Below are 17,948 nucleotides of genomic sequence, written 5' to 3'. Positions count from 1 at the left end.
CAGGCTCGCGATACCGAGGTTCACATCTCTCCGGTGCTGGAGGACGGTGGCCGAATACTGCTTACGGCGCGCTCGTTACGACTCCCACTCGAATCGCGCCGGATCGCGCGCCGCGAGCGCCGTCCGGACGGCGGCGACGTTCTCGCGGACGTCGTGAACGCGCACGATGTCGGCCCCGCGATCGGTTGCGAGAGCCGTGGCCGCGACGGTCGCCTCGAGTCGCTCGCCGGCCTCGCGGCCGATCTGCCCGAACATGGACTTGTGGGAGTGGCCGAACAGCACCGGACAGCCCAGCGCCTGAAACTCGTCGATCCGGTCGAGGAGTTCGAAGTTCTCGGCGGTGGATTTGCCGAAGCCGATGCCGGGGTCGACGATGATCTGGCTCCGCTCGAGGCCCGCCTTCTCGGCCAGCAGGATGCGTTCGGAGAGCTGGTCGATCACGTCTGCGACCACGTCGTCGTACTCGATGTCGCGGTCGGGCACGACCGGTGCGTCGATGCTGTGCATCACCACCAGCCCCGCGTCGTGCTCGGCGGCGACGAAGCGCATCTCGGGGTCCTCGAGCCCCGAGACGTCGTTGATGATGTCCGCGCCGGCCTCGAGCGCAGCGTCGGCGACGGCGGCCCGGCGGGTATCGATCGAGAGCAGCGCGTCGAGGTCGGCAATCCGTTCGATCACGGGGACAACTCGGTCCAGTTCCTCCTCGACCGAGACGGGGTCCGAGCCGGGACGGGTGGATTCCCCGCCGATGTCGATCACGTCCACGCTGGCGTCAACCATCGCCTCGGCGCGGTCGACGGCGTCCTCGAGGGCGTCGTACTCCCCGCCGTCGTGGAAGCTATCGGGGGTGACGTTCAGAATGCCCATCACGGCCGTCCGATCGGTCCAGGGGTACTCGCTCGCGTCGGTGGCCGAGCGGCTGGACGGACGGGACCGTCCTGCCGCCCGGCTCGGTGGCTGTGTCGGTTCGTCCCCGCCCTCGGTGGTGGCCGCCGCATCGCTGTCGACCCCGGCTCCGGCCTCGAGCGCGAGGGTATCCCGCAGTTCCCGTGCGACGTCGGCCAGTCCGTCCGGTCGAGAGCGGTTCTCGAGCGCATCGACGAGGCCCTCGAATTGCGTAAGCGTCCCCATCAGGACGGCGTCGACGGCCTCATCGTCGCGATCGAGGCCGGAGAGGGCACACTCGCCGCCGAGTCGGAGCAGCTCTTCCTTGAGGACGGTCGCCTGTCGGTCCCGCAGCGCCGTCCTGACGACCCGGTGGACGGCGTCGCCGTCCAGTCGCTCGACGTCACCCGGGGCGACGTTCGCACCCTCGAGCGCGTCGCGGGCGTCGGCGATGTCGCGGACCCGTTTCGGGACGTCGGTTCGGGTCCACCGCGAGCGGGCCTCCGCGACCGCGAACAGCGAGCCAGTGACGAGCACGCAGTCGTCGGCCCCGGCGGCCTCGAGCGCCGTCGCGAGCGCGTCCTGAACTGCGGCCTCGGTCCGGACGGTTTCGGCCCCCGCATCCGTGAACACCTCGGCGAGGACGTCTCGGTCCTCGGCGCGATCGAGCGTCGGCTCGGTCGTCACGACGGTGTCGGGCGTCGGCAGCGCGGCGACCATCGCGCGGTGGTCCTTGTCGTGCATCGCGCCGAAGACGACGTGGAGGTCGTCGTACTCGTACGTTCCGAGCGTCTCCGCGAGCCGCTCGCAGGCACCCGGATTGTGCGCGCCGTCGAGGACGGTCAGCGGCTCGGTATCGATCACCTCAAACCGGCCCGGCCAGTGGGCGTTGCGCAGTCCGCGGGCGAGGTCCGTGTCGGAGACGTTGTCGATCTGGCGGGCGAGAGTGGCGGCGATCCCGGCGTTGACGGCCTGATGTTCGCCCAGCAGCGGGATCCGCGTCTCGAGGTCCCAGTCGCCGGCGTCGATCGAGACGGTCGCTTCAGTGTGGTTCGTCCGACCACCGTAGGCGACGCGGACGTCCGGCCGGAACCCGTCGCTACCGTCCGCGTCAACCGCCGAATCCGTTCCGACGGTTACTACGTCGCCGGCGACGTCGCGGATCGCCTCGAGCGGGCTCCCGGTGACGCCCGTCACGAGCGGCGCGTCGTCGGGCGCGACGTGGGCCTTGTCGCGGGCGATCTCCTCGACGGTGTCGCCGAGGATTCCCGTGTGCTCTAGAGTGACGCTCGTGACTGCACTCGCGACGGGATCGACGACGCTCGTGGCGTCGTACTTGCCGCCGATGCCGACCTCGAGGACGGCGATGTCGACATCTTCGCGGCCGAAGTGCCACAGCGCCATCGCGGTCATCGTCTCGAAGAAGGTGGGGGACTCGCCGTCGGCGGCCCGCTCCGTGATGTACTCGTGACCCTCCTCGACGTACTCGCAGACTGCCGCTCGAGGGATCTTCCGTCCATCGACACGGATCCGCTCGCGGAGGTCCTCGAGGTGCGGCGAGGTATAGAGGCCGACGGAGTAGCCCGCCTCCCGCAGGGTTTGCTCGAGTAGTCGGGCCGTGCTCCCCTTCCCATTGGAGCCGGCTATCTGAACGAAATCAACGCCCTCGTGGGGGTCTTCGAGGTGGGCCAGCAGCCGGGTCGTCGACTCGGTGCCCGGCTTCGGGCGGAAGCGCCGCAGATCGAATAAGAAGTCCGCCGCCTCGTGATACTCCATATAGGTACCAGAGTATCCGATCGTTTTTGAGTATTCTGTTCGGAGACAGTCACCGCGACTCTCACCCGTCGCTGAAGGGGATGTGTTTACCGAGTATTCGGCGACTCGGCGCGTCTGAGAGGAAGATGCTGTCCCGGTCCGGATCGAAGTAGACATCTAATGCCCGGAGTGCGCCGGCGTAGGCAGCGATCATTACGAATCCGAATCCGATCAGTGCCGGAAAGATGAGTTCGAGGACCATTGATAGAGAAATGTTACTTCAGATATCCAAATAAATATCGGTCCAGACGAACGGGGACCGCGTGAGGGTATCGGATACGGTCCGAACTCCTGCAGCCGTCTCGTTTCTGGCTGCGACAGTTCCCGATAAACAGCGAGATTCACACGTCTCGAGGAGGCTTCGTCGGGGGCCGGACGACCAGTCCATCGAGCAGGGCGAGCGAGGCGATGACGACGCCCCCGACGAGGGCTGCCTCGGTAGGGAGACCGAAGAGACGACCGACGAGGCCAGCGACCGCGAACGCCATCGGAATCAGTCCGAGCAGGAGATCGTAGCGGTCGATCGTTGAGAAGCGATCCGCAACTCGAAACCAGTCGATAATAGCAGTGATCCCTCTCTCCATCATCGATTCTCACCTCCGAATGGCTGTACGGGAGCCGAATACTAAAATCCGGCGGAATCTAGCGCTATAGGATCGGTCTAAGAGTGTATCCGTATCTCTCTGCCCGTTTCGACCCGAACCGTTCTGTACCCGTCCGGTTCGCTTCGCCCACTGATTCGTTTCGCCCCTAGGCTGTTCCGTCGAACCGGAGGTCCCAGCTGATCGATGCATCATCGCGACGGCCTCGAGTCACTCGGCGGCCTGCTCCCTCGGGAGTCCCTCCTCGCCGTGATCGCGAGTGATCTCGAGGAACGCGTCCTCCAGGCTGCGGGCGTCGCCGGTCTCGGCGCGGGTCTTGAGCGTCTCCGGGTCGCCCTCGGCGACGAGTTTCCCGTCGTGGAGGACACCGATCTCGTCGGCCAGTTCGTCGACCACGGGGAGGATGTGCGTCGAGAGGAAGATCGTCATTTTTCGGTCGGCGAGGTCGGCGATGGTATCCCGCATGGTCCGGGCTGCGCGGGGATCGAGTCCGCTGGTCGGTTCGTCGAGGAACGCCACGTCGGGTTCGTGCAACACCGCCTGAATGACGCCGACCTTCTGTCGCATCCCCTTCGAATAGTCCTCGATGCGTTTGTTCGCGTCCGCGAGCAGATCGAAGCGCTCGAGCAGCGATTCGATGCGCTCTTCGGCGTCGTCCTCCGGGATATCTCGGAGACCGGCGGCGTACTCGAGTTGCTCTCGGCCGGTGAGCTCGTCGTAGACCGGCGGCTCTTCGGGCAGATAGCCGATGTGGGGAGTGACGGACTCGCGGTCAGCGATCGAGTGACCGGCGACGCGAGCCGTCCCCGCGGTCGGTTTCGTCAGCGTCGTCAGCATCCGCATCGTGGTCGTCTTCCCCGCGCCGTTCGGGCCGAGGAAGCCGTAGACTGTGCCGCGCTCGACGTCCATCGTCAGATCGGAGACGGCGGTCGTCTCGCCGTATCGCTTCGTCAGTCCGTCGGTTTCGATGGCGAGGGCGTCGACAGGGCTCATACGCGTCTCTTCGCCCGAGTATAATTAAAGGTATGTCATATTCAGCTGCCGTTTCCAGCGGGAAGGATGATCGCTGTGACGGCGCACTGCAACTCGATCGCAGTCGTCGGCCGGTGGAATGACAGAAATCCAAATCGTTTACTGGCAGCACGCCGCGGTAACGAGTATGGACGCAGAATTACCGCCCTCCTGTCGACCGAATCGGGGTGAGCGCTGATGTCTCACGCCGTTACGACCGTCGCCGGACTCGAGCTCCGGCGGACCCTTCGAGCGATCGCCGGTGATCGGATGAAACTGCTGATGATAGTAGCGGTCGCACTATTCGCTCTCGGTCCCATCACTGCCCTCGGAGTGGTTCTCTTGCCGGCACTAGGCGAGCAGGCTGCTGCCGCAACCCTCACCACGGACACCGCCACTACGGTGACCGAGTACGTGACCGGCGGCGTTGCGGTCCTGTGGGTGTTTCTGGTAGTGATGTCGATCGTGCGGACCGTAACGACCGTCGCCGACGTCGACGAACCGGCTTTTCTCCTGTTGTCGACAGCGGTCCAGAACACCGTCGTCGGTATCGTCGCCGCAGAAACCGCACTCTACGCGAGCATTCTGATACCCTTTGCGGCGCTTTTCGCTGCCGCGTTCGCGTACGGCGCGGGGACGGTGCTTCCGGTACTCGTCGCACCGTTGCTGGTCGCCCTCCTCCTGCTCACCGCCATCCCCGTCGGATTCGTCGTCGGCATCTGGGTCCGTCACCTGATCACGGTCTACGAGCCGGTCGCCCGGTATCGAACACTGCTATTCGCCGCGGTCTGGGTCGTCTACTTCGGCGCGATCGCGACTGGCGGACTGAACACGGTCATGTGGTCGCTGTTCACGACGTTACAGACTAGCCCGCTCGGGTGGCCCGGCCACCTGCTGCTGGTCGGGGTCCCCGGTATCGATCCGTCGACGGTCGGTATCGCCGGTGCGGTCGCCGGATCCGCCCTCCTCGTCGGGCTCGCCTTCGTCGCCGGCGTCCCCTCCGCACAGCGCCACTGGTTCGCGGATCCGGCCCGCACCGACGACGAGGAAATTGACGAAGAGACGTCGTCCGACCGACTCGCTGACCTCCTCCCGGGAACCGTCTCGCGACCGGTCCGGACGGTGGCGGTGACGGCGGTTCGTCGGACGAAGCGAGCGCCGATCCGATTGGCGTACGCCGGCTACCCGCTGCTCGGTGCGCTCGGCTTCATCCAGCAGATCATCGAGAACGGTACGGTCCCCTCGTTCATGGCCGTCATGTTCTGTCTATACGTGGTCTGGGCGGCCGGCGTCCTGTTCACGCTCAATCCACTCGGCGACCTCGGACCGGCCCTGCCCGCCGTCGTCACGTCGACGCTCACCGGCCGGCAGGCAATCCGCGGCCGCATGCTCGCCGGTGCGCTCGTCGCCGTGCCGCTCGCTCTCCTCGTGTCGCTCGCCTTCGGACTCGTCAGCCCGCTTTCGCTCGAGCACACCGCCGCACTGATCGCCGGCACCGTCGTCGGCGCGATTGTCACGCCGGCGCTGGCCGCCGGGATCGGCTCGGCGTTTCCCCGCTTTGGCAGCGTCAAACTCACTAACAAGCGCGAGGCGGTGATGCCGAGCAAGACGGCGTTCGTCGTCTACACGCTCGCGATCGCGCTCCCGACGGTCGCCGCCGTCGTGCTCTACCTCGAGGCCCCCGAACTGATCGCCGGGCTGCTTTCGACGGTGTCCGCGTGGACCCCGCTTCCCGACGTTTCGATCTCTGCCCGCGGGATCACCGTCACGGCCTGGATCGTCCTGATCGGCGGACTGATCGCCCCGGTCGTCGCCTATCGCTACGCGACCGAGCGCTTCGACTGGTACACGCTCGAGTGAGCCGTCCCGACTCGCGACCCTTCTGATCGATCTATGTACGGACGCTACGCTGCCCGAATTCGGATCGAAATCCCGTCCGGATCCGTGAGTTCGAGGCTGTCGGTACGGTCGCCGACCGCGACGTCGGCGTCGGCGAGGCGTCGGCGAACGGTCGCGAGCGTCTCGTCGTCCGGGACGACGAACTCGAACCACGCGATTCCGCGACCGCCCGCGGGCTGCGACCGGCCGTTCCACGCGTTCGTCCCGAGGTGGTGATGGTAGTCCCCGGCCGCGAGGAACAGTGCCGATTGCGCCTCCGTTTGCACGGTCAATCCCAGCGTCTCGACGTAGAACTCCCGCGTCGCGTCGATCGAGGAGACCTCCAGGTGGACGTGTCCGACGGTCGTTCCGGCGGGAGCGTCCGCGCTTCCGTCCGACTGGGCGACGACGTCGTCGAGATCGAGTGGGACTGTTCCGATCCGTATCGTCCCGTCGCTCGTACGTGGCCACTCCGCTCGCGGCCGGTCGGTATAGATTTCGATGCCGTTGTCCTCGGGATCGGTGCAGTACAGCGCTTCGCTCACGTAGTGATCGGACGCGCCGTCTAACTGCCCGTGCTCGCGGATCCGCTCGAGTGCGGCACCTAACGCGGCGCGCGATGGAACCTTGAACGCGTTGTGGAAGAGTCCCGCCTGGTCGTGACCCCTGGGCGATGCGTTCTCGTCTCGCTGCAAGTCGAGCAACGGTGTGTCGCCGACGCCGAGCATCGCCGTCGTCTCATGCCGCGTGAGAACCGAGAGGCCGACGACGTCTCGATAGAAATCGATCATCCCATTGAGATCGGTCACGAGCAGCGCGGTACGGCCGATCCGGGCCGTATCCGGAAGGAGAGAGAATTCAGTCATAGTCACGTGTTATTTTCGAGAGAGCGCTATATGTGTCTTTGCGGACGCCGAGATAACTACGTAACACCGGCGTTACCGGATCGCCATCTCGAGCGAACGCACGACAGCTATCCTCAGATCGAAATACTGTAGAAGAGATCGACGACGGATCGACTCGAGCAGCCGTTATTCCGACGTGCCCCACTCGGCCGCCTGCTTCGGACGGTCGGTGACGGCGGCGACCTCGAGTTCCCCGTCGAACGCATCGAGCGCTTCGACGTACGCTTTCGCACTGGCTTCGGTCGAGAGGTAGGGAATCTCCTCCTCGACGGCCATCTCGAGGCTGTCGCGGTCGCGGCTGACGACGAAGTCGACCTCGCTTTCGCGGATCGCCTGTGGGACGTCGTCGAACTCGGCCACGTCGAAGTGGTTCTCGAAGCCGTCGATATCGAGGTCGACCACGGCGGTCCCCTCGCTGACGGCGTTGCCGGCGGCCTGCTGGGCCTTCCAGTAGGCTGTGCCGAACTCGCTGGCCGTCCCCATGACCTCGCCGGTGGACTTCATCTCCGGACCGAGACGCGGGTCCGAGCCCGGCAGGCGGTCGAACGGCAGGACGACCTCCTTGATCGAGGTGTGGTCGGGGATCTGCTCGTCGACCTCGAGGCTCGCGAGCGTCTCGCCGGCCATGACCTTCGCGGCGAGCTTGGCGATCGGGACGCCGGTCGCCTTGGAGACGAACGGGACGGTACGCGAGGAGCGCGGGTTGGCCTCCAAGACGTAGACTTCTCCGTCTTGAACGGCCAGTTGCACGTTCATCAGGCCCTTGGTCTTCAGCGCCGCCGCGATGTCCTCGGTGACCTCGCGGACGCGCTCGAGGGTGTCCTCGTCGAGCGAGCGCGGCGGGATCATGCAGGCGGAGTCACCGGAGTGGACGCCCGCGGTCTCGACGTGTTCCATGATGCCGCCGATCAGTACGTTGCGACCGTCGGAGACGGCGTCCACGTCGAGTTCGACCGCGTTCTCGAGGAAGTCGTCCACCAGAATCGGCTTCTCCGGGCTCACGCGGACGGCCTCCTCGATGTAGGTCTCGAGTTCCGCGTCGTCGTAGACGACGTCCATCGCGCGGCCGCCCAGCACGTAGGACGGGCGGACGAGGACGGGGTAGCCGATGTCGTGGGCCAGTTCCAGCGCCTCCTCCTTCGAGAAGGCGGTGCCGCCGTCGGGCTGGGAAATGCCCAGTTCGTCCATCAGCGCGTTGAAGCGGTCGCGGTCCTCCGCGAGGTCCATCGCCTCGACGGAGGTTCCCATGACCTCGCAGTCGAGGCCGCGGCGCTCGAGTTCGTCCTCGAGCGGTTCGCCGATGTTGACGGAGGTCTGCCCGCCGAACTGGACCATCACGCCGTCGGCTCCCGTGGCTTCGGCGACGTCGGCGACCTCTTCGGCCGTGATCGGCTCGAAGAACAGGCCGTCGGAGGTGTCGTAGTCCGTCGACACCGTCTCGGGGTTGTTGTTCACGACGTAGGCGTCGATGCCGAGTTCGCGCAGCGCGCGGACCGCGTGGACCGAGCAGTAGTCGAACTCGACGCCCTGCCCGATGCGGATCGGGCCGCCGCCGACGACGATCACGTTCTCGAGGTCGCGATCGACCTCGAGTTCGCCCGAGGCGGCGTCGCCGATGAGCGGCCCCGTCTCGAACTCGTTTTTACGCGAGGAGTAGTAGTAGGGTGTTTCGGCCTTGAACTCGCCGGCGCAGGTGTCGACCTGCTTGTAGGTGCGACCCGGCACCTCGGTCTCGACGGTGTCGACGTCCGCGCCGGCGGTCGCCGCGATGCTGGCGTTGGTGTGGCCGGCGATCGCGGCCTCGGTGAAGTCGCCCTCCTGGGCGGCCAGTGTCGAGTCGGCGATGTTCTTGTAGCGCTCGGTGTACCACTCGAAGATGCCCGTCAGCTCCACGACCTCCTCGACGGTGTAGCCGCGGTCGAAGGCCTCGAACATCGCGTACGGGCGGTCCGGCGTCGGCGTTACGAGATAGTCTTGCTCGAGTTCCTCGTTGGAGACCTCGGCCCAGTCGACGTCGGGTTCGTACTCGCTCGAGCGAAGGGCTTTCAGCAGGGACTCCTCGAAGGTTCGGCCGATGGCCATCGCCTCACCCGTCGACTTCATGGCCGTCGTGAGCTCGAAGTCGACGTCGTCGAACTTGTCTTTGGGCCACCGTGGCACCTTGGTGACGACGTAGTCGATCGCGGGCTCGAATGCGGCGGTCGTCTGGCCGGTAATCTCGTTCGTAATCTCGTGGAGGCGCTTGCCGAGTGCGACCTTCGCGGTCACGCGGGCGATCGGGTAGCCCGTCGCCTTCGATGCGAGCGCGGAGGAGCGGGAGACGCGGGGGTTGACCTCGACGACGCGGTACTCGCCGCCGGGGGTGCCGTCGTCGTGCCACGCGAACTGGATGTTACAGCCGCCCTGAATGCCGAGTTCGCGGATGACGTCGAGCGCGGCGGTGCGCATCTCTTGGTGCCCCTCGTCGGGGACGATCTGGGAGGGTGTGACGACTGTCGATTCCCCGGTGTGGATGCCCATCGGGTCGATGTTCTCCATGTTGCAGATGATGATACAGGAGTCATCGGCGTCGCGCATCACTTCGTACTCGTACTCGACCCAGCCCGCGATGGACTCGGTGATGAGCACCTCGCTGTTGCGCGAGAGGCGCAGCCCCTTGCGGACGCGGCGGAGGAGTTCGTCCATCTCCGCGACGACGCCGGAGCCGCTGCCGCCCAGCGTGTAGGTCGTCCGGGCGATCACTGGCAGCCCGCCGACCTCGTCGACGGCGGCCTGCACGCGGTCTTTCAGGTCCGCTTCGGTCAGTTCCGATACCTCCTCGCCCTCGTCGAGCGAGATGGTCGTCGACGCGGGAACCGGCTGGCCGATCTTCTCCATGCGCTGGCGGAAGAGGTCGCGGTCTTCCGTCGCGTAGATCGTGTCCAGCGGCGTGCCCATGATCTCGACGTCGTACTCCTCGAGGATTCCTTCCTCGGCGAGCTCGGCGGTGACGTTCAGCCCGGTCTGGCCGCCGAGTCCGGCGATGACGCCGTCGGGTCGCTCCTTGCGGATGATCTCGGCGATGGCGTCGGTTGTGATCGGCTCGATGTAGACGCGGTCGGCCATCTCTGGATCCGTCATGATCGTCGCGGGGTTCGAGTTAACGAGGACGACGCGGGCGCCTTCCTCCTGAAGTGCCCGGCAGGCCTGTGCGCCCGAGTAGTCGAACTCGGCGGCCTGGCCGATCTGGATCGGCCCACTGCCGATCAACAGGATCGTGCGTTCGTCCCCCGTCTCGCCGTCTGCGGCGGTGTCCATACTCATTTGTCTTGTCGGAGTGGAGTTCGTACATCGTAATAAGCCCCACGATACAGTACGAATCTCGAAACGCCTTTTCGAAATTCGAATCCGTTTCGAGACCGGAAGCCCGAATCAGTCCGAATTCGCGACGGTAGCCGTCGATCCAGCGACTGGGTGTGAATCTCTCTCATCGGTTCGAAAAACCGTTACTCGAGAGAAATTACGGCTGAACGGCTCGAGAACCGAGACTGCGTTACAGCGGTTGATCGTGCTCGCTCTCGAACTCGCGCTGTCGCCGGTACTGATCGACGAACTCGCCCACGTCGAACTCGAGCATCTGGGATTCGAACTCGGTGACGGCGTCGTCGTTCTCGGCGTGGCTGATCGCGTGCTCCATGAGTTCGACGACGAGTTCGACGACGATCTCGTGGAGTCGCCGAGCGTCGAAGTCGGTCATCCACAACAGGGTGTAGCCGACGGCTCCGTCGTCGCTGGCGTCGTGGATGGCGACGGCTTCGGGAAACTCCTCGAGGACCACGCCCATCAGATGCGGCGTGCCGAACTCCTCGAACCCGTCGTCGGTGTCGATCGTCTCCTGAAGCACGGTCACGAGCGATTCCGGGAAGAACCGCGAGGGCGGATGGACGTCCGTCACGACGGCGTGGACGTCGCCGCAGGGACAGTTGTACTCGCGCATGCCCAGATCGATCTCGTGGGGGTCGACGGTCTCCCCGCAGGGAAGCTCGAGCCCGTCGCCACCGGCACCCGGAACGGGGTCGTCTGCCATTGCTATCGCTTCGTGTGGGTCGGGCATAAGGGCGACGACTCGGACTATCGCTCGGGTACGTCGGGTGTGAACCGTGAATAAGACCGAGTGTCCTGCGACCGTGGCAACAGGGAATTACCACATCCTCCCCAGCCGATTTCTACTCACGGGCCAAGGGCCCGTTCGTATGGTTCGCGGGACCGTCGGTCCCGCGCTAACGCTCACTCCGTTCACTCATCCATCGGAAGACACGCATGCGTCTTCCGAGCCGTTCGCTCACGATGTTCGCGAAGACCTCGCACGGCTTCGTGCCGCGGTTCATTGACATTCACCGCGGCTCAGTGCGCGCCACCGCACGCTGGTTGACCAGTCTCGAATGATACGTCTTTCCCCTTTACTGAACGACGAGAATCTTCTCGAGCCCTCGAAAACGATCACGTTCGCCGATTGATTCGTCGCAGGTGTAGCTCGCCGCGTTTCAGGGCCAGTCGTCGCGGACCTGCTCCGCGTCGTCCTCCTCGTCCTCGGCGTGGGTCGCCAGCACCCAGTCGGCCGCCTCGGCCGCGTCTTCGACGGCGAGATACTCCCAGCCGACCTCGTCGGCTAACTGCTCGTCCGCCTCGTCGGCACCGACGTAGACGTAGCGATCGGTGTTGAACTGATCTTTGACGCCCTCGAGGCTCTCCGCTTTCCCGCGGGGGCCGGAGAAGAAGTCCTGCCGGATGCGGTTCTTCCGCGTGAAGTTCGTCACGACGTAGGTCGGTTTCTCGGAGACGACGCCGATGTACTCGGTCCAGCCTCTGGCGTCTTCGAACACGCGCTCGGGCGAGGCGACCTCTTTGAGCGCCTCGAGTTCGAACGCGAGCGTCATGTCGCTGTCGCCGTTCATGCCTCATCGAACGCGCGCACGTGGGAAAACGACTTCGATACGGGCAGCCACAGTCGCCACTGCACTCCCAAGCGCATAGTCCGCGGTTCTCGCTCACGTCGAACGCTCACGGCTCGCTTCGCTCACCGTTCGCGTCCCCGCGGTTCTCGCTCACTGTGTTCGCTCCGACCCGCGCTACCGTCGTGCGATCGGCGTCAATCGTTTCAGTTGCGACTACTGGGCTCGGGTCCACGTTCGATACGGGCAGCTAGGTCGGCGTGACCACGGCCACCGACTCAGGCGCGTTCGACGCGGTAATAGTCCGTAAAGACGATGATTTCGCCCGCCTCGAGGTCCACTTCCGCAGCGGGAACGGATCGATCGTCGGTGACAGCCTCGTAGAACGCTGTCAGCGTCTCCCCCTCGAGTTGATCGACGTGTCGAACGGGTGCATCTGCCGGGACTGATTCGACGCGCTCGAGCGTTACCGCGTGACCGCGAAGGTCAGTGGCAGCCGTGTTCGTTGCAGCCATGCTCATTGATACCAAATAACACGGATTGACTTAACCGTTCCGCCTCGAGGGGGGTTCGATGCGGTCACCGATGATCGATCCTGAACCCAAAATAGTCGAATCGCGACTGAACGGGACGAACGAGGCGCTATACGGCGTTGGATCAGCAGGGTAGAAGCCAAACCGGTCGCGTCGAATGCTGACGGGACGGCGCGTTACTGTTCCTGGGACGGTGCGAGTTCGTCGAGGTCGACGGACTGCTCGAGGAGGACGTCGGCCTGATCGGCGACGACGCGCTGTTCGCGCATCAGCCGTTTGAACTTGCTCTGGGGCGAGAGATCGCCGATAAGGACGCCGCCGACGATCTTGCCGTCCTTGAAGGCGACGCGGCGCCACTCGGTGTCGCTGTAACGGCGCTCGGCGTATTCGTCACCGAGCGTGGGGTGGCCAAAGGAGAGGAACGGGAAGTCGAAGTGGGTAATCGAGTAGGAGGAGACCCACTGGAACCCTTCGGCTTCCTCGTCGGCGGCCATGTTGACCGCGGCGACGCGGCCCTGTTCCTTGGCCGAGCCCCACGAACCGTTTTGGGCCTGTTCGCCGAGCAGCACGTCGTAGAACCGCGTGAGGTCGCCTGCGGCGTAGATGTCGTCGACGTTGGTCTGCATGTATTCGTCGACGACGATCCCGTTGTCCTGTTCGATGCCGGCACCGCGGAGGAACTCGGTGTTGAAGCTCAGCCCGATGGCGACCCCGGCGAAGTCACAGTCGTAGCGCTCGCCGTTCGGATCGACTGCGCCGGTCACGTGGCCGTCGTCGTCGACCTCGAAGCGGTCGACGCCGCTGTCGAAGACCGGTTCGACGCCGACGCTTCGCATGCCGTCGTGCATGATCTCGGCGCCGTCGGCCGAGAGCGCGTAGCGCCACCACCGATCGCCGCGCATCAGGTAGTCTGCCTCGATCCCCTGTGCGCCACAGACGGCAGCGAAGTCGATGCCGAGCAGGCCGGCACCGACGATGACGCCCTTATCGGCGCGCTCCGCGTGCTCGCGGATCCCGCGGGCGTCCTGAAAGGTCCAGAAGTGGTGAACCCCATCAGCGTCGCTGTTGTCGACGGGGAGCTGTGTCGGCGTCCCGCCGGTCGCGACGAGCAGTTTGTCGTAGGGAATTTCCCCGCTCTCGTGGGTGTTGACGATCTTCTCGTCGGTGTCGACGCTCGTCACGTAGGTGTTCAACGAGAGATCGATATCGCGTTCCGCGTACCACTCCTCATCGTGGATCGAGATTGGAGCTTCGGGAAGCTTCCCTTTCGCGTGTTCCTTGATGAGAATCCGATTATACAGTGTCTCCCCCTCATCGGTGATAACGGTAATCTTCGCGTCCGGGTCTTCCTCCCGGAGGGTCTCGGCAGCCGAACTGCCCGAGATCCCGTCACCGATGATGACGTACTGAGTCATATCCCGAACGTTCGTAATGGGGGTTAAAGTCGGTTGCTATCTCGTCTATTTTGCCGCGTCGACTCTTGTGACACAACGAACGTCAACTCAGTTCCGAATTTATTCGCCGTAGAGTGTCTATTATGAACTATTTTGCCGATACTTCTCGAGAGCGTACGGTTTGCTGCTATCTCCGACGATCCCAACTCGGTCCCGTCCGGTCGATAGCGGCTGCAATCGAGGTCGATAGCGGCTGCAATCGAACACGTCTGCGCGCCCCGATCGATATCGTCCGAACCGTTCTTTACGATCTGCTCCCAAAACGAGCGTATGAAACTCCGCCAGAACGCGAAACACGTCGCCTATCGGAAAGCCCTCGAGACGCCGGGCGTCCGCTCGGTCGCCAACGCGGGGTTGGTCAAACTCCACACCAGGGTCTTCACCGGCAAGGCTGACCCCGCGCATGCCGACGACCGAACGGCGCACCTTGAAGGACTCTTCGACGCGACAATGGATGCCTACCTGCGGGCGCTACAGGAGGGCTACTCCGAAGCCGAGGCCCGCGAGATCACACACATTCAGGCCAACTTCGACTTCTACAACCACGGCTGGACCGAGATGATGGAGTTTCCGGCGGACGAACTCGAGGCCCACTACGACCGCTATCGCGAGTTCTTCGAACGCTGGGACGTGACGATCGACGAGCCCCTCGGCCAGTTCGCCCCGCCCGAGGGACTGCCCGAAGCCCCTTCGACGCCCGAGCGACTCGAGGATCCCGATCACCCCCACGCCGAGGGCGGGTTCGCCGACGACGTCTACGTCGAGACCGACGACGGCGAACTCGTCATCGGCGGACGGGACGAATCCGATGATGACGGCGCGTCGGAGGCGGTCGACGGTGACGGCCACTGACTGACACCGAGCGCAGATCCGGCAGACTCGTTATTTTTCGAGTTCGAAACCTTATATAACCGTATTCACAGTCATTTATCGCTCTATTACGTTGGAGCCAGTGAGAGTAACGGAGCCGTAACAATACCCCTCCCTAATGTGTTCGATCGTGCATGCAGCGACGCACCTACCTCGCACTGACGTCGTCGATCTGTCTGGCCGGTTGTACGACCTCGAATTTCACCGATTCGTCGACGGGGAACGGTTCGAACTCGAGTCCGGATCCGGAATCCGAATCCGGTACCCGTTCACCGTCGAACGGTGTGGAACCGATCGAGACGATCGACGACTTCGAGTCGCTCGACTCGTGGGAGACGGCGGGCGGGACGCTCACACCTGATCCGAGTCGGTCGATCGTCGGCACGCAAAGCGCCAGATTCGAGATTCCGACGAGTGAACGGAGCGGCGCGATCGCGACGACGTTCTCCGAGCCGCGGGACCTCTCCGATGTCGTGCCCGGACTCGCCATTGCGGCGGACGACCTCGTCGTCCCCTGGATCCGACTGGTCGACGACGACGGAAACGAATTCGACTACCGCCGCGGATTCAAGGGCGGGCTCCCGCTCCAGCGGTACAACTTCGGCGTCGAGAGCGTCCCGTCGACGTTCGATCACACGGCCGTTCGGAAAATCTACGTCATGGTCTGGGCGGGCGACGGGAGCCAGACGGTCTGGCTGGACGACCTCCATCTCGTGGCGCGACCCGAAACCGGGAAGGTGATGATCCAGTTCGACGACGCGCACGTCACCGACTACACGAAAGCCCTCCCGATGCTCGAGGAGTACGGCTATCCCGCGGTAACGTTCGTCAATCCGGGACGGATCGAAGCGGAGACCCGCGGTGCCGACGACCCCGGCGGGTTCCCTCGTCTGACGGTCGATCAGGTCCACGAACTCCACGACGCCGGCTGGGTTATCGCCAACCACTGCTACTCCCACCCGGAGTTGCCGACGCTCGATCCGGCGGCGCAGGAATCGGAGATCAGCCGGGGCAAAGACTGGCTCGAGACGGAGGGGTTCGAGGAGGGCGCGCAGTACTTCGCGTACCCGTTCGGAGAGTACGACGAGCGGACGCTCGACCTCGTTGAGCAGTACCACGATATCGGCTTCGCGGGCGGTCGCCCCGTTCAGGGGTACGCCGTGAACCCGCAACAGATGTCTCGAATCGGCGATCCCGGCGTCGAACAGGCTCGAACCGCCATCGAGCGCACGGCGTCGATGCGAGGGATCACCTCCCTGTTCTTCCACCGACTCGAGGGAGAGGTCCTCACCGCGTTCGAAGCGACGATCGAAACGATCCGCGAGTACGAGTCCGCCGGCGAGCTCGACGTGATCCTCCCGGCGGACCTCGAGCAGATGCTCATTTCGTAGCGCCGACGTTGCGCACCCGGGTTGTACCGGTTTCCAAGCCGCTAAGTGGGCGGGGAACCCGAGTTCGAGCAACGACCGATATGTCCCTGAGCCCGAACGACCGATCGATCGCGGGCTTTACGATGGCGGGCCACGCGCTCGTCCACTGGTTCGAAACCTCGATTCCGATCTTTCTGGTCGTCTGGCTGACCCAGTTCGACGTGGGCGTCGCGCGATTGGGGATCGTCGTCGCGCTCGGCTACGCGCCGTTCGGGCTGGGAGCGCTTCCCGGCGGGATCCTCGCGGATCGGTACGGCCCCCGTTCCATCGTGCTGGCCTGTCTCGGTGGAATGAGTCTCTCCTTTCTCGTCCTCGCCGCCGCGAATTCGATCTACGCCATCGCGGGCGGTCTGATCCTATGGGGGGTCGCCGCCAGCGTCTACCACCCCGCCGGACTCGCCCTCATCAGCACCGGCGTCGAGGACCGGGGCACCGTCTTCGCCTATCACGGGATCGCCGGCAACGCCGGCATCGCGCTCGGCCCGTTCGTCGCCGCCACTCTGTTGATCTTCCTCAAATGGTCCGTCGTCGCGGCGATACTCGCCGTTCCGGGAATCCTCGCGGTCCTCTACGGCATTAGCGCCTCGTTCGACCCGACTGCGGCCGTCGTGGACGACGCCGAGGCCGGTCCCGACGAGGCGCTATCGCTGTCGGACCTCGTCGGGAACACGCGAACGCTGTTCGCGAGCGTCTTCGCCGCGGTCTTCGTCCTCGTCACATTCGAGGGGCTCTACTACCGCGGGACGCTCACGTATCTCCCCGAGATCCTCCACGGCCTCCCGGTGATCGAGTCCCTCGCGCTGCCGGCCGGCCTCGAGGGGATCCAGCCGGCCGATTACATATACGTCGGCCTGCTGGTCGTCGGGATGGCGGGCCAGTACGCCGGCGGAAAGCTGACGAAGCGCGTCGCGCCGATGCAGGGGCTCGCGGGCATCTTCGTCGTTCTCGCGATACTCGCACTCGCGTTCATTCCGGTGACGGCGCTGGAATCGGGGCTCGTTCCGATCGTCGCGCTCTGTGGTGCTCTCGGCTTTTTCCTCTTCGCCATTCAGCCGTTCTACCAGGACGCCGTCGCGATCTACACGCCGCCGGACGCCCGCGGGCTCTCCTACGGCTACACCTACCTCGCCGAGTTTGGGATCGGTTCGCTGAGCATCGCGATCGGCGGCTTCGTCCTCGGCGAACTCTCGCAGACGGCGTTCTTCGTACTGATCGCCGGATTCGCAGTCGTCGGCGGCCTGCTCGCGGGCGCGTTGCTGGTCGGCGGCGGTCGGTTCGGTGAGATCGACGAGCCACTCGAGGCGAACGCGGACGACTAAGCCGACGACTCGTAACTGATTGAGCGCTCGCAGCGGATCCGCTGCTCTCGCCGACGTGTTCCCGCGCTGGGGCAGGGGGCTCATCGCTTTCCCGATGGAGTTACCGCTCGAGTTCGGACTCTACTGCTCGAGTTCGGGTTCAACGTCTCGATTGCGAACGGCGGTTCGCGACCGCCGTCTTCACTGTGTCCGACGGAAGCTGCTCGACGGTCTCTCACCAGCTGAAACGAGTTCCACATCGATCGGTGTTGAAGAAGCAGTCCTCGTCGGCGCACTCGCTCTTCGTCATCGATAGCGTCCGTTGGACTACAGAGA

The 17,948-nt window shown here is 64.7% G+C and carries 14 protein-coding genes; 4 read left to right on the top strand and 10 right to left on the bottom strand.

Going from position 1 to position 17,948, the window contains the following annotated elements; genetic code table 11:
- Positions 1-75 precede the first annotated feature (75 nt).
- From folP to HYG81_RS26600, 4 genes are all read right to left on the bottom strand, one after another.
- Positions 76-2,661 carry a dihydropteroate synthase gene (gene folP / locus HYG81_RS26615; protein WP_180842663.1) on the bottom strand — a complete coding sequence of 862 codons (2,586 nt, stop codon included), beginning with the start codon at positions 2,659-2,661 and terminating at the stop codon, positions 76-78.
- Between the two features lie 61 nt (positions 2,662-2,722).
- Positions 2,723-2,902 carry a hypothetical protein gene (locus HYG81_RS26610; protein WP_180842662.1) on the bottom strand — a complete coding sequence of 60 codons (180 nt, stop codon included), beginning with the start codon at positions 2,900-2,902 and terminating at the stop codon, positions 2,723-2,725.
- Between the two features lie 139 nt (positions 2,903-3,041).
- Positions 3,042-3,287: a DUF8015 family protein gene (locus HYG81_RS26605; RefSeq protein WP_180842661.1), complete on the bottom strand. Its 246-nt coding sequence runs from the start codon at positions 3,285-3,287 to the stop codon at positions 3,042-3,044.
- Between the two features lie 225 nt (positions 3,288-3,512).
- Positions 3,513-4,295: an ABC transporter ATP-binding protein gene (locus tag HYG81_RS26600; protein WP_180842660.1), complete on the bottom strand. Its 783-nt coding sequence runs from the start codon at positions 4,293-4,295 to the stop codon at positions 3,513-3,515.
- 216 nt (positions 4,296-4,511) lie between these two features.
- On the opposite strand from HYG81_RS26600, the gene HYG81_RS26595 reads away from it, so the two are divergent.
- Positions 4,512-6,173 carry a hypothetical protein gene (locus tag HYG81_RS26595; RefSeq protein WP_180842659.1) on the top strand — a complete coding sequence of 554 codons (1,662 nt, stop codon included), beginning with the start codon at positions 4,512-4,514 and terminating at the stop codon, positions 6,171-6,173.
- Between the two features lie 44 nt (positions 6,174-6,217).
- Here the strand turns inward: HYG81_RS26595 and HYG81_RS26590 are convergent, their stop codons facing one another.
- The 6 genes from HYG81_RS26590 to HYG81_RS26565 all read right to left on the bottom strand — a co-directional run bounded on the left by HYG81_RS26590 (position 6,218) and on the right by HYG81_RS26565 (position 13,975).
- Entirely contained in the window at positions 6,218-7,057 is an 840-nt protein-coding gene (locus HYG81_RS26590; RefSeq protein WP_180842658.1) for a VOC family protein, read from the bottom strand.
- A 165-nt stretch (positions 7,058-7,222) separates the two neighbouring features.
- Complete coding sequence (carB, locus tag HYG81_RS26585) at positions 7,223-10,399, bottom strand: carbamoyl-phosphate synthase large subunit (RefSeq protein ID WP_180842657.1); 3,177 nt, start codon at positions 10,397-10,399, stop codon at positions 7,223-7,225.
- Between the two features lie 229 nt (positions 10,400-10,628).
- Positions 10,629-11,162, bottom strand: coding sequence for a DUF5815 family protein (locus HYG81_RS26580; RefSeq protein WP_180842656.1), 534 nt, complete (start codon positions 11,160-11,162; stop codon positions 10,629-10,631).
- A 457-nt stretch (positions 11,163-11,619) separates the two neighbouring features.
- Positions 11,620-12,030 (bottom strand): DUF7124 domain-containing protein, encoded by a 411-nt coding sequence (locus tag HYG81_RS26575; RefSeq protein ID WP_180842655.1) that lies wholly within the window; start codon positions 12,028-12,030, stop codon positions 11,620-11,622.
- Positions 12,031-12,305: 275 nt separating this feature from the next.
- Positions 12,306-12,548 carry a DUF7979 domain-containing protein gene (locus HYG81_RS26570; RefSeq protein WP_180842654.1) on the bottom strand — a complete coding sequence of 81 codons (243 nt, stop codon included), beginning with the start codon at positions 12,546-12,548 and terminating at the stop codon, positions 12,306-12,308.
- Between the two features lie 188 nt (positions 12,549-12,736).
- Positions 12,737-13,975 (bottom strand): NAD(P)/FAD-dependent oxidoreductase, encoded by a 1,239-nt coding sequence (locus HYG81_RS26565; protein WP_180842653.1) that lies wholly within the window; start codon positions 13,973-13,975, stop codon positions 12,737-12,739.
- A 309-nt stretch (positions 13,976-14,284) separates the two neighbouring features.
- Between HYG81_RS26565 and HYG81_RS26560 the strand changes: the two genes are divergently transcribed.
- From HYG81_RS26560 to HYG81_RS26550, 3 genes are all read left to right on the top strand, one after another.
- On the top strand, positions 14,285-14,866 hold the full coding sequence (locus tag HYG81_RS26560) for a DUF6149 family protein (protein ID WP_180842652.1): 582 nt from the start codon (positions 14,285-14,287) through the stop codon (positions 14,864-14,866).
- Between the two features lie 152 nt (positions 14,867-15,018).
- Positions 15,019-16,275 carry a polysaccharide deacetylase family protein gene (locus tag HYG81_RS26555; RefSeq protein WP_180842651.1) on the top strand — a complete coding sequence of 419 codons (1,257 nt, stop codon included), beginning with the start codon at positions 15,019-15,021 and terminating at the stop codon, positions 16,273-16,275.
- 80 nt (positions 16,276-16,355) lie between these two features.
- Complete coding sequence (locus HYG81_RS26550) at positions 16,356-17,633, top strand: MFS transporter (protein WP_180842650.1); 1,278 nt, start codon at positions 16,356-16,358, stop codon at positions 17,631-17,633.
- The last annotated feature ends 315 nt before the right edge of the window (positions 17,634-17,948 follow it).

The organism is Natrinema zhouii, assembly GCF_013456555.2.
In the GTDB taxonomy this organism is placed as follows: Archaea; Halobacteriota; Halobacteria; order Halobacteriales; family Natrialbaceae; genus Natrinema; species Natrinema zhouii.
Note: the sequence above shows the minus strand (reverse complement) of the source record. Positions and strands in the feature narration are given on the sequence as shown.

Bases quoted from the DNA above. Each gene is read 5' to 3' on its own strand.
- HYG81_RS26590 (WP_180842658.1), bottom strand. From the start codon at position 7,057: ATGACTGAATTCTCTCTCCTTCCGGATACGGCCCGGATCGGCCGTACC.
- HYG81_RS26580 (WP_180842656.1), bottom strand. From the start codon at position 11,162: ATGGCAGACGACCCCGTTCCGGGTGCCGGTGGCGACGGGCTCGAGCTT.
- folP (WP_180842663.1), bottom strand. From the start codon at position 2,661: ATGGAGTATCACGAGGCGGCGGACTTCTTATTCGATCTGCGGCGCTTC.
- HYG81_RS26550 (WP_180842650.1), top strand. From the start codon at position 16,356: ATGTCCCTGAGCCCGAACGACCGATCGATCGCGGGCTTTACGATGGCG.
- HYG81_RS26610 (WP_180842662.1), bottom strand. From the start codon at position 2,902: ATGGTCCTCGAACTCATCTTTCCGGCACTGATCGGATTCGGATTCGTA.
- HYG81_RS26565 (WP_180842653.1), bottom strand. From the start codon at position 13,975: ATGACTCAGTACGTCATCATCGGTGACGGGATCTCGGGCAGTTCGGCT.
- HYG81_RS26575 (WP_180842655.1), bottom strand. From the start codon at position 12,030: ATGAACGGCGACAGCGACATGACGCTCGCGTTCGAACTCGAGGCGCTC.
- HYG81_RS26555 (WP_180842651.1), top strand. From the start codon at position 15,019: ATGCAGCGACGCACCTACCTCGCACTGACGTCGTCGATCTGTCTGGCC.
- HYG81_RS26600 (WP_180842660.1), bottom strand. From the start codon at position 4,295: ATGAGCCCTGTCGACGCCCTCGCCATCGAAACCGACGGACTGACGAAG.
- HYG81_RS26595 (WP_180842659.1), top strand. From the start codon at position 4,512: ATGTCTCACGCCGTTACGACCGTCGCCGGACTCGAGCTCCGGCGGACC.
- HYG81_RS26605 (WP_180842661.1), bottom strand. From the start codon at position 3,287: ATGATGGAGAGAGGGATCACTGCTATTATCGACTGGTTTCGAGTTGCG.
- HYG81_RS26560 (WP_180842652.1), top strand. From the start codon at position 14,285: ATGAAACTCCGCCAGAACGCGAAACACGTCGCCTATCGGAAAGCCCTC.
- HYG81_RS26570 (WP_180842654.1), bottom strand. From the start codon at position 12,548: ATGAGCATGGCTGCAACGAACACGGCTGCCACTGACCTTCGCGGTCAC.
- carB (WP_180842657.1), bottom strand. From the start codon at position 10,399: ATGAGTATGGACACCGCCGCAGACGGCGAGACGGGGGACGAACGCACG.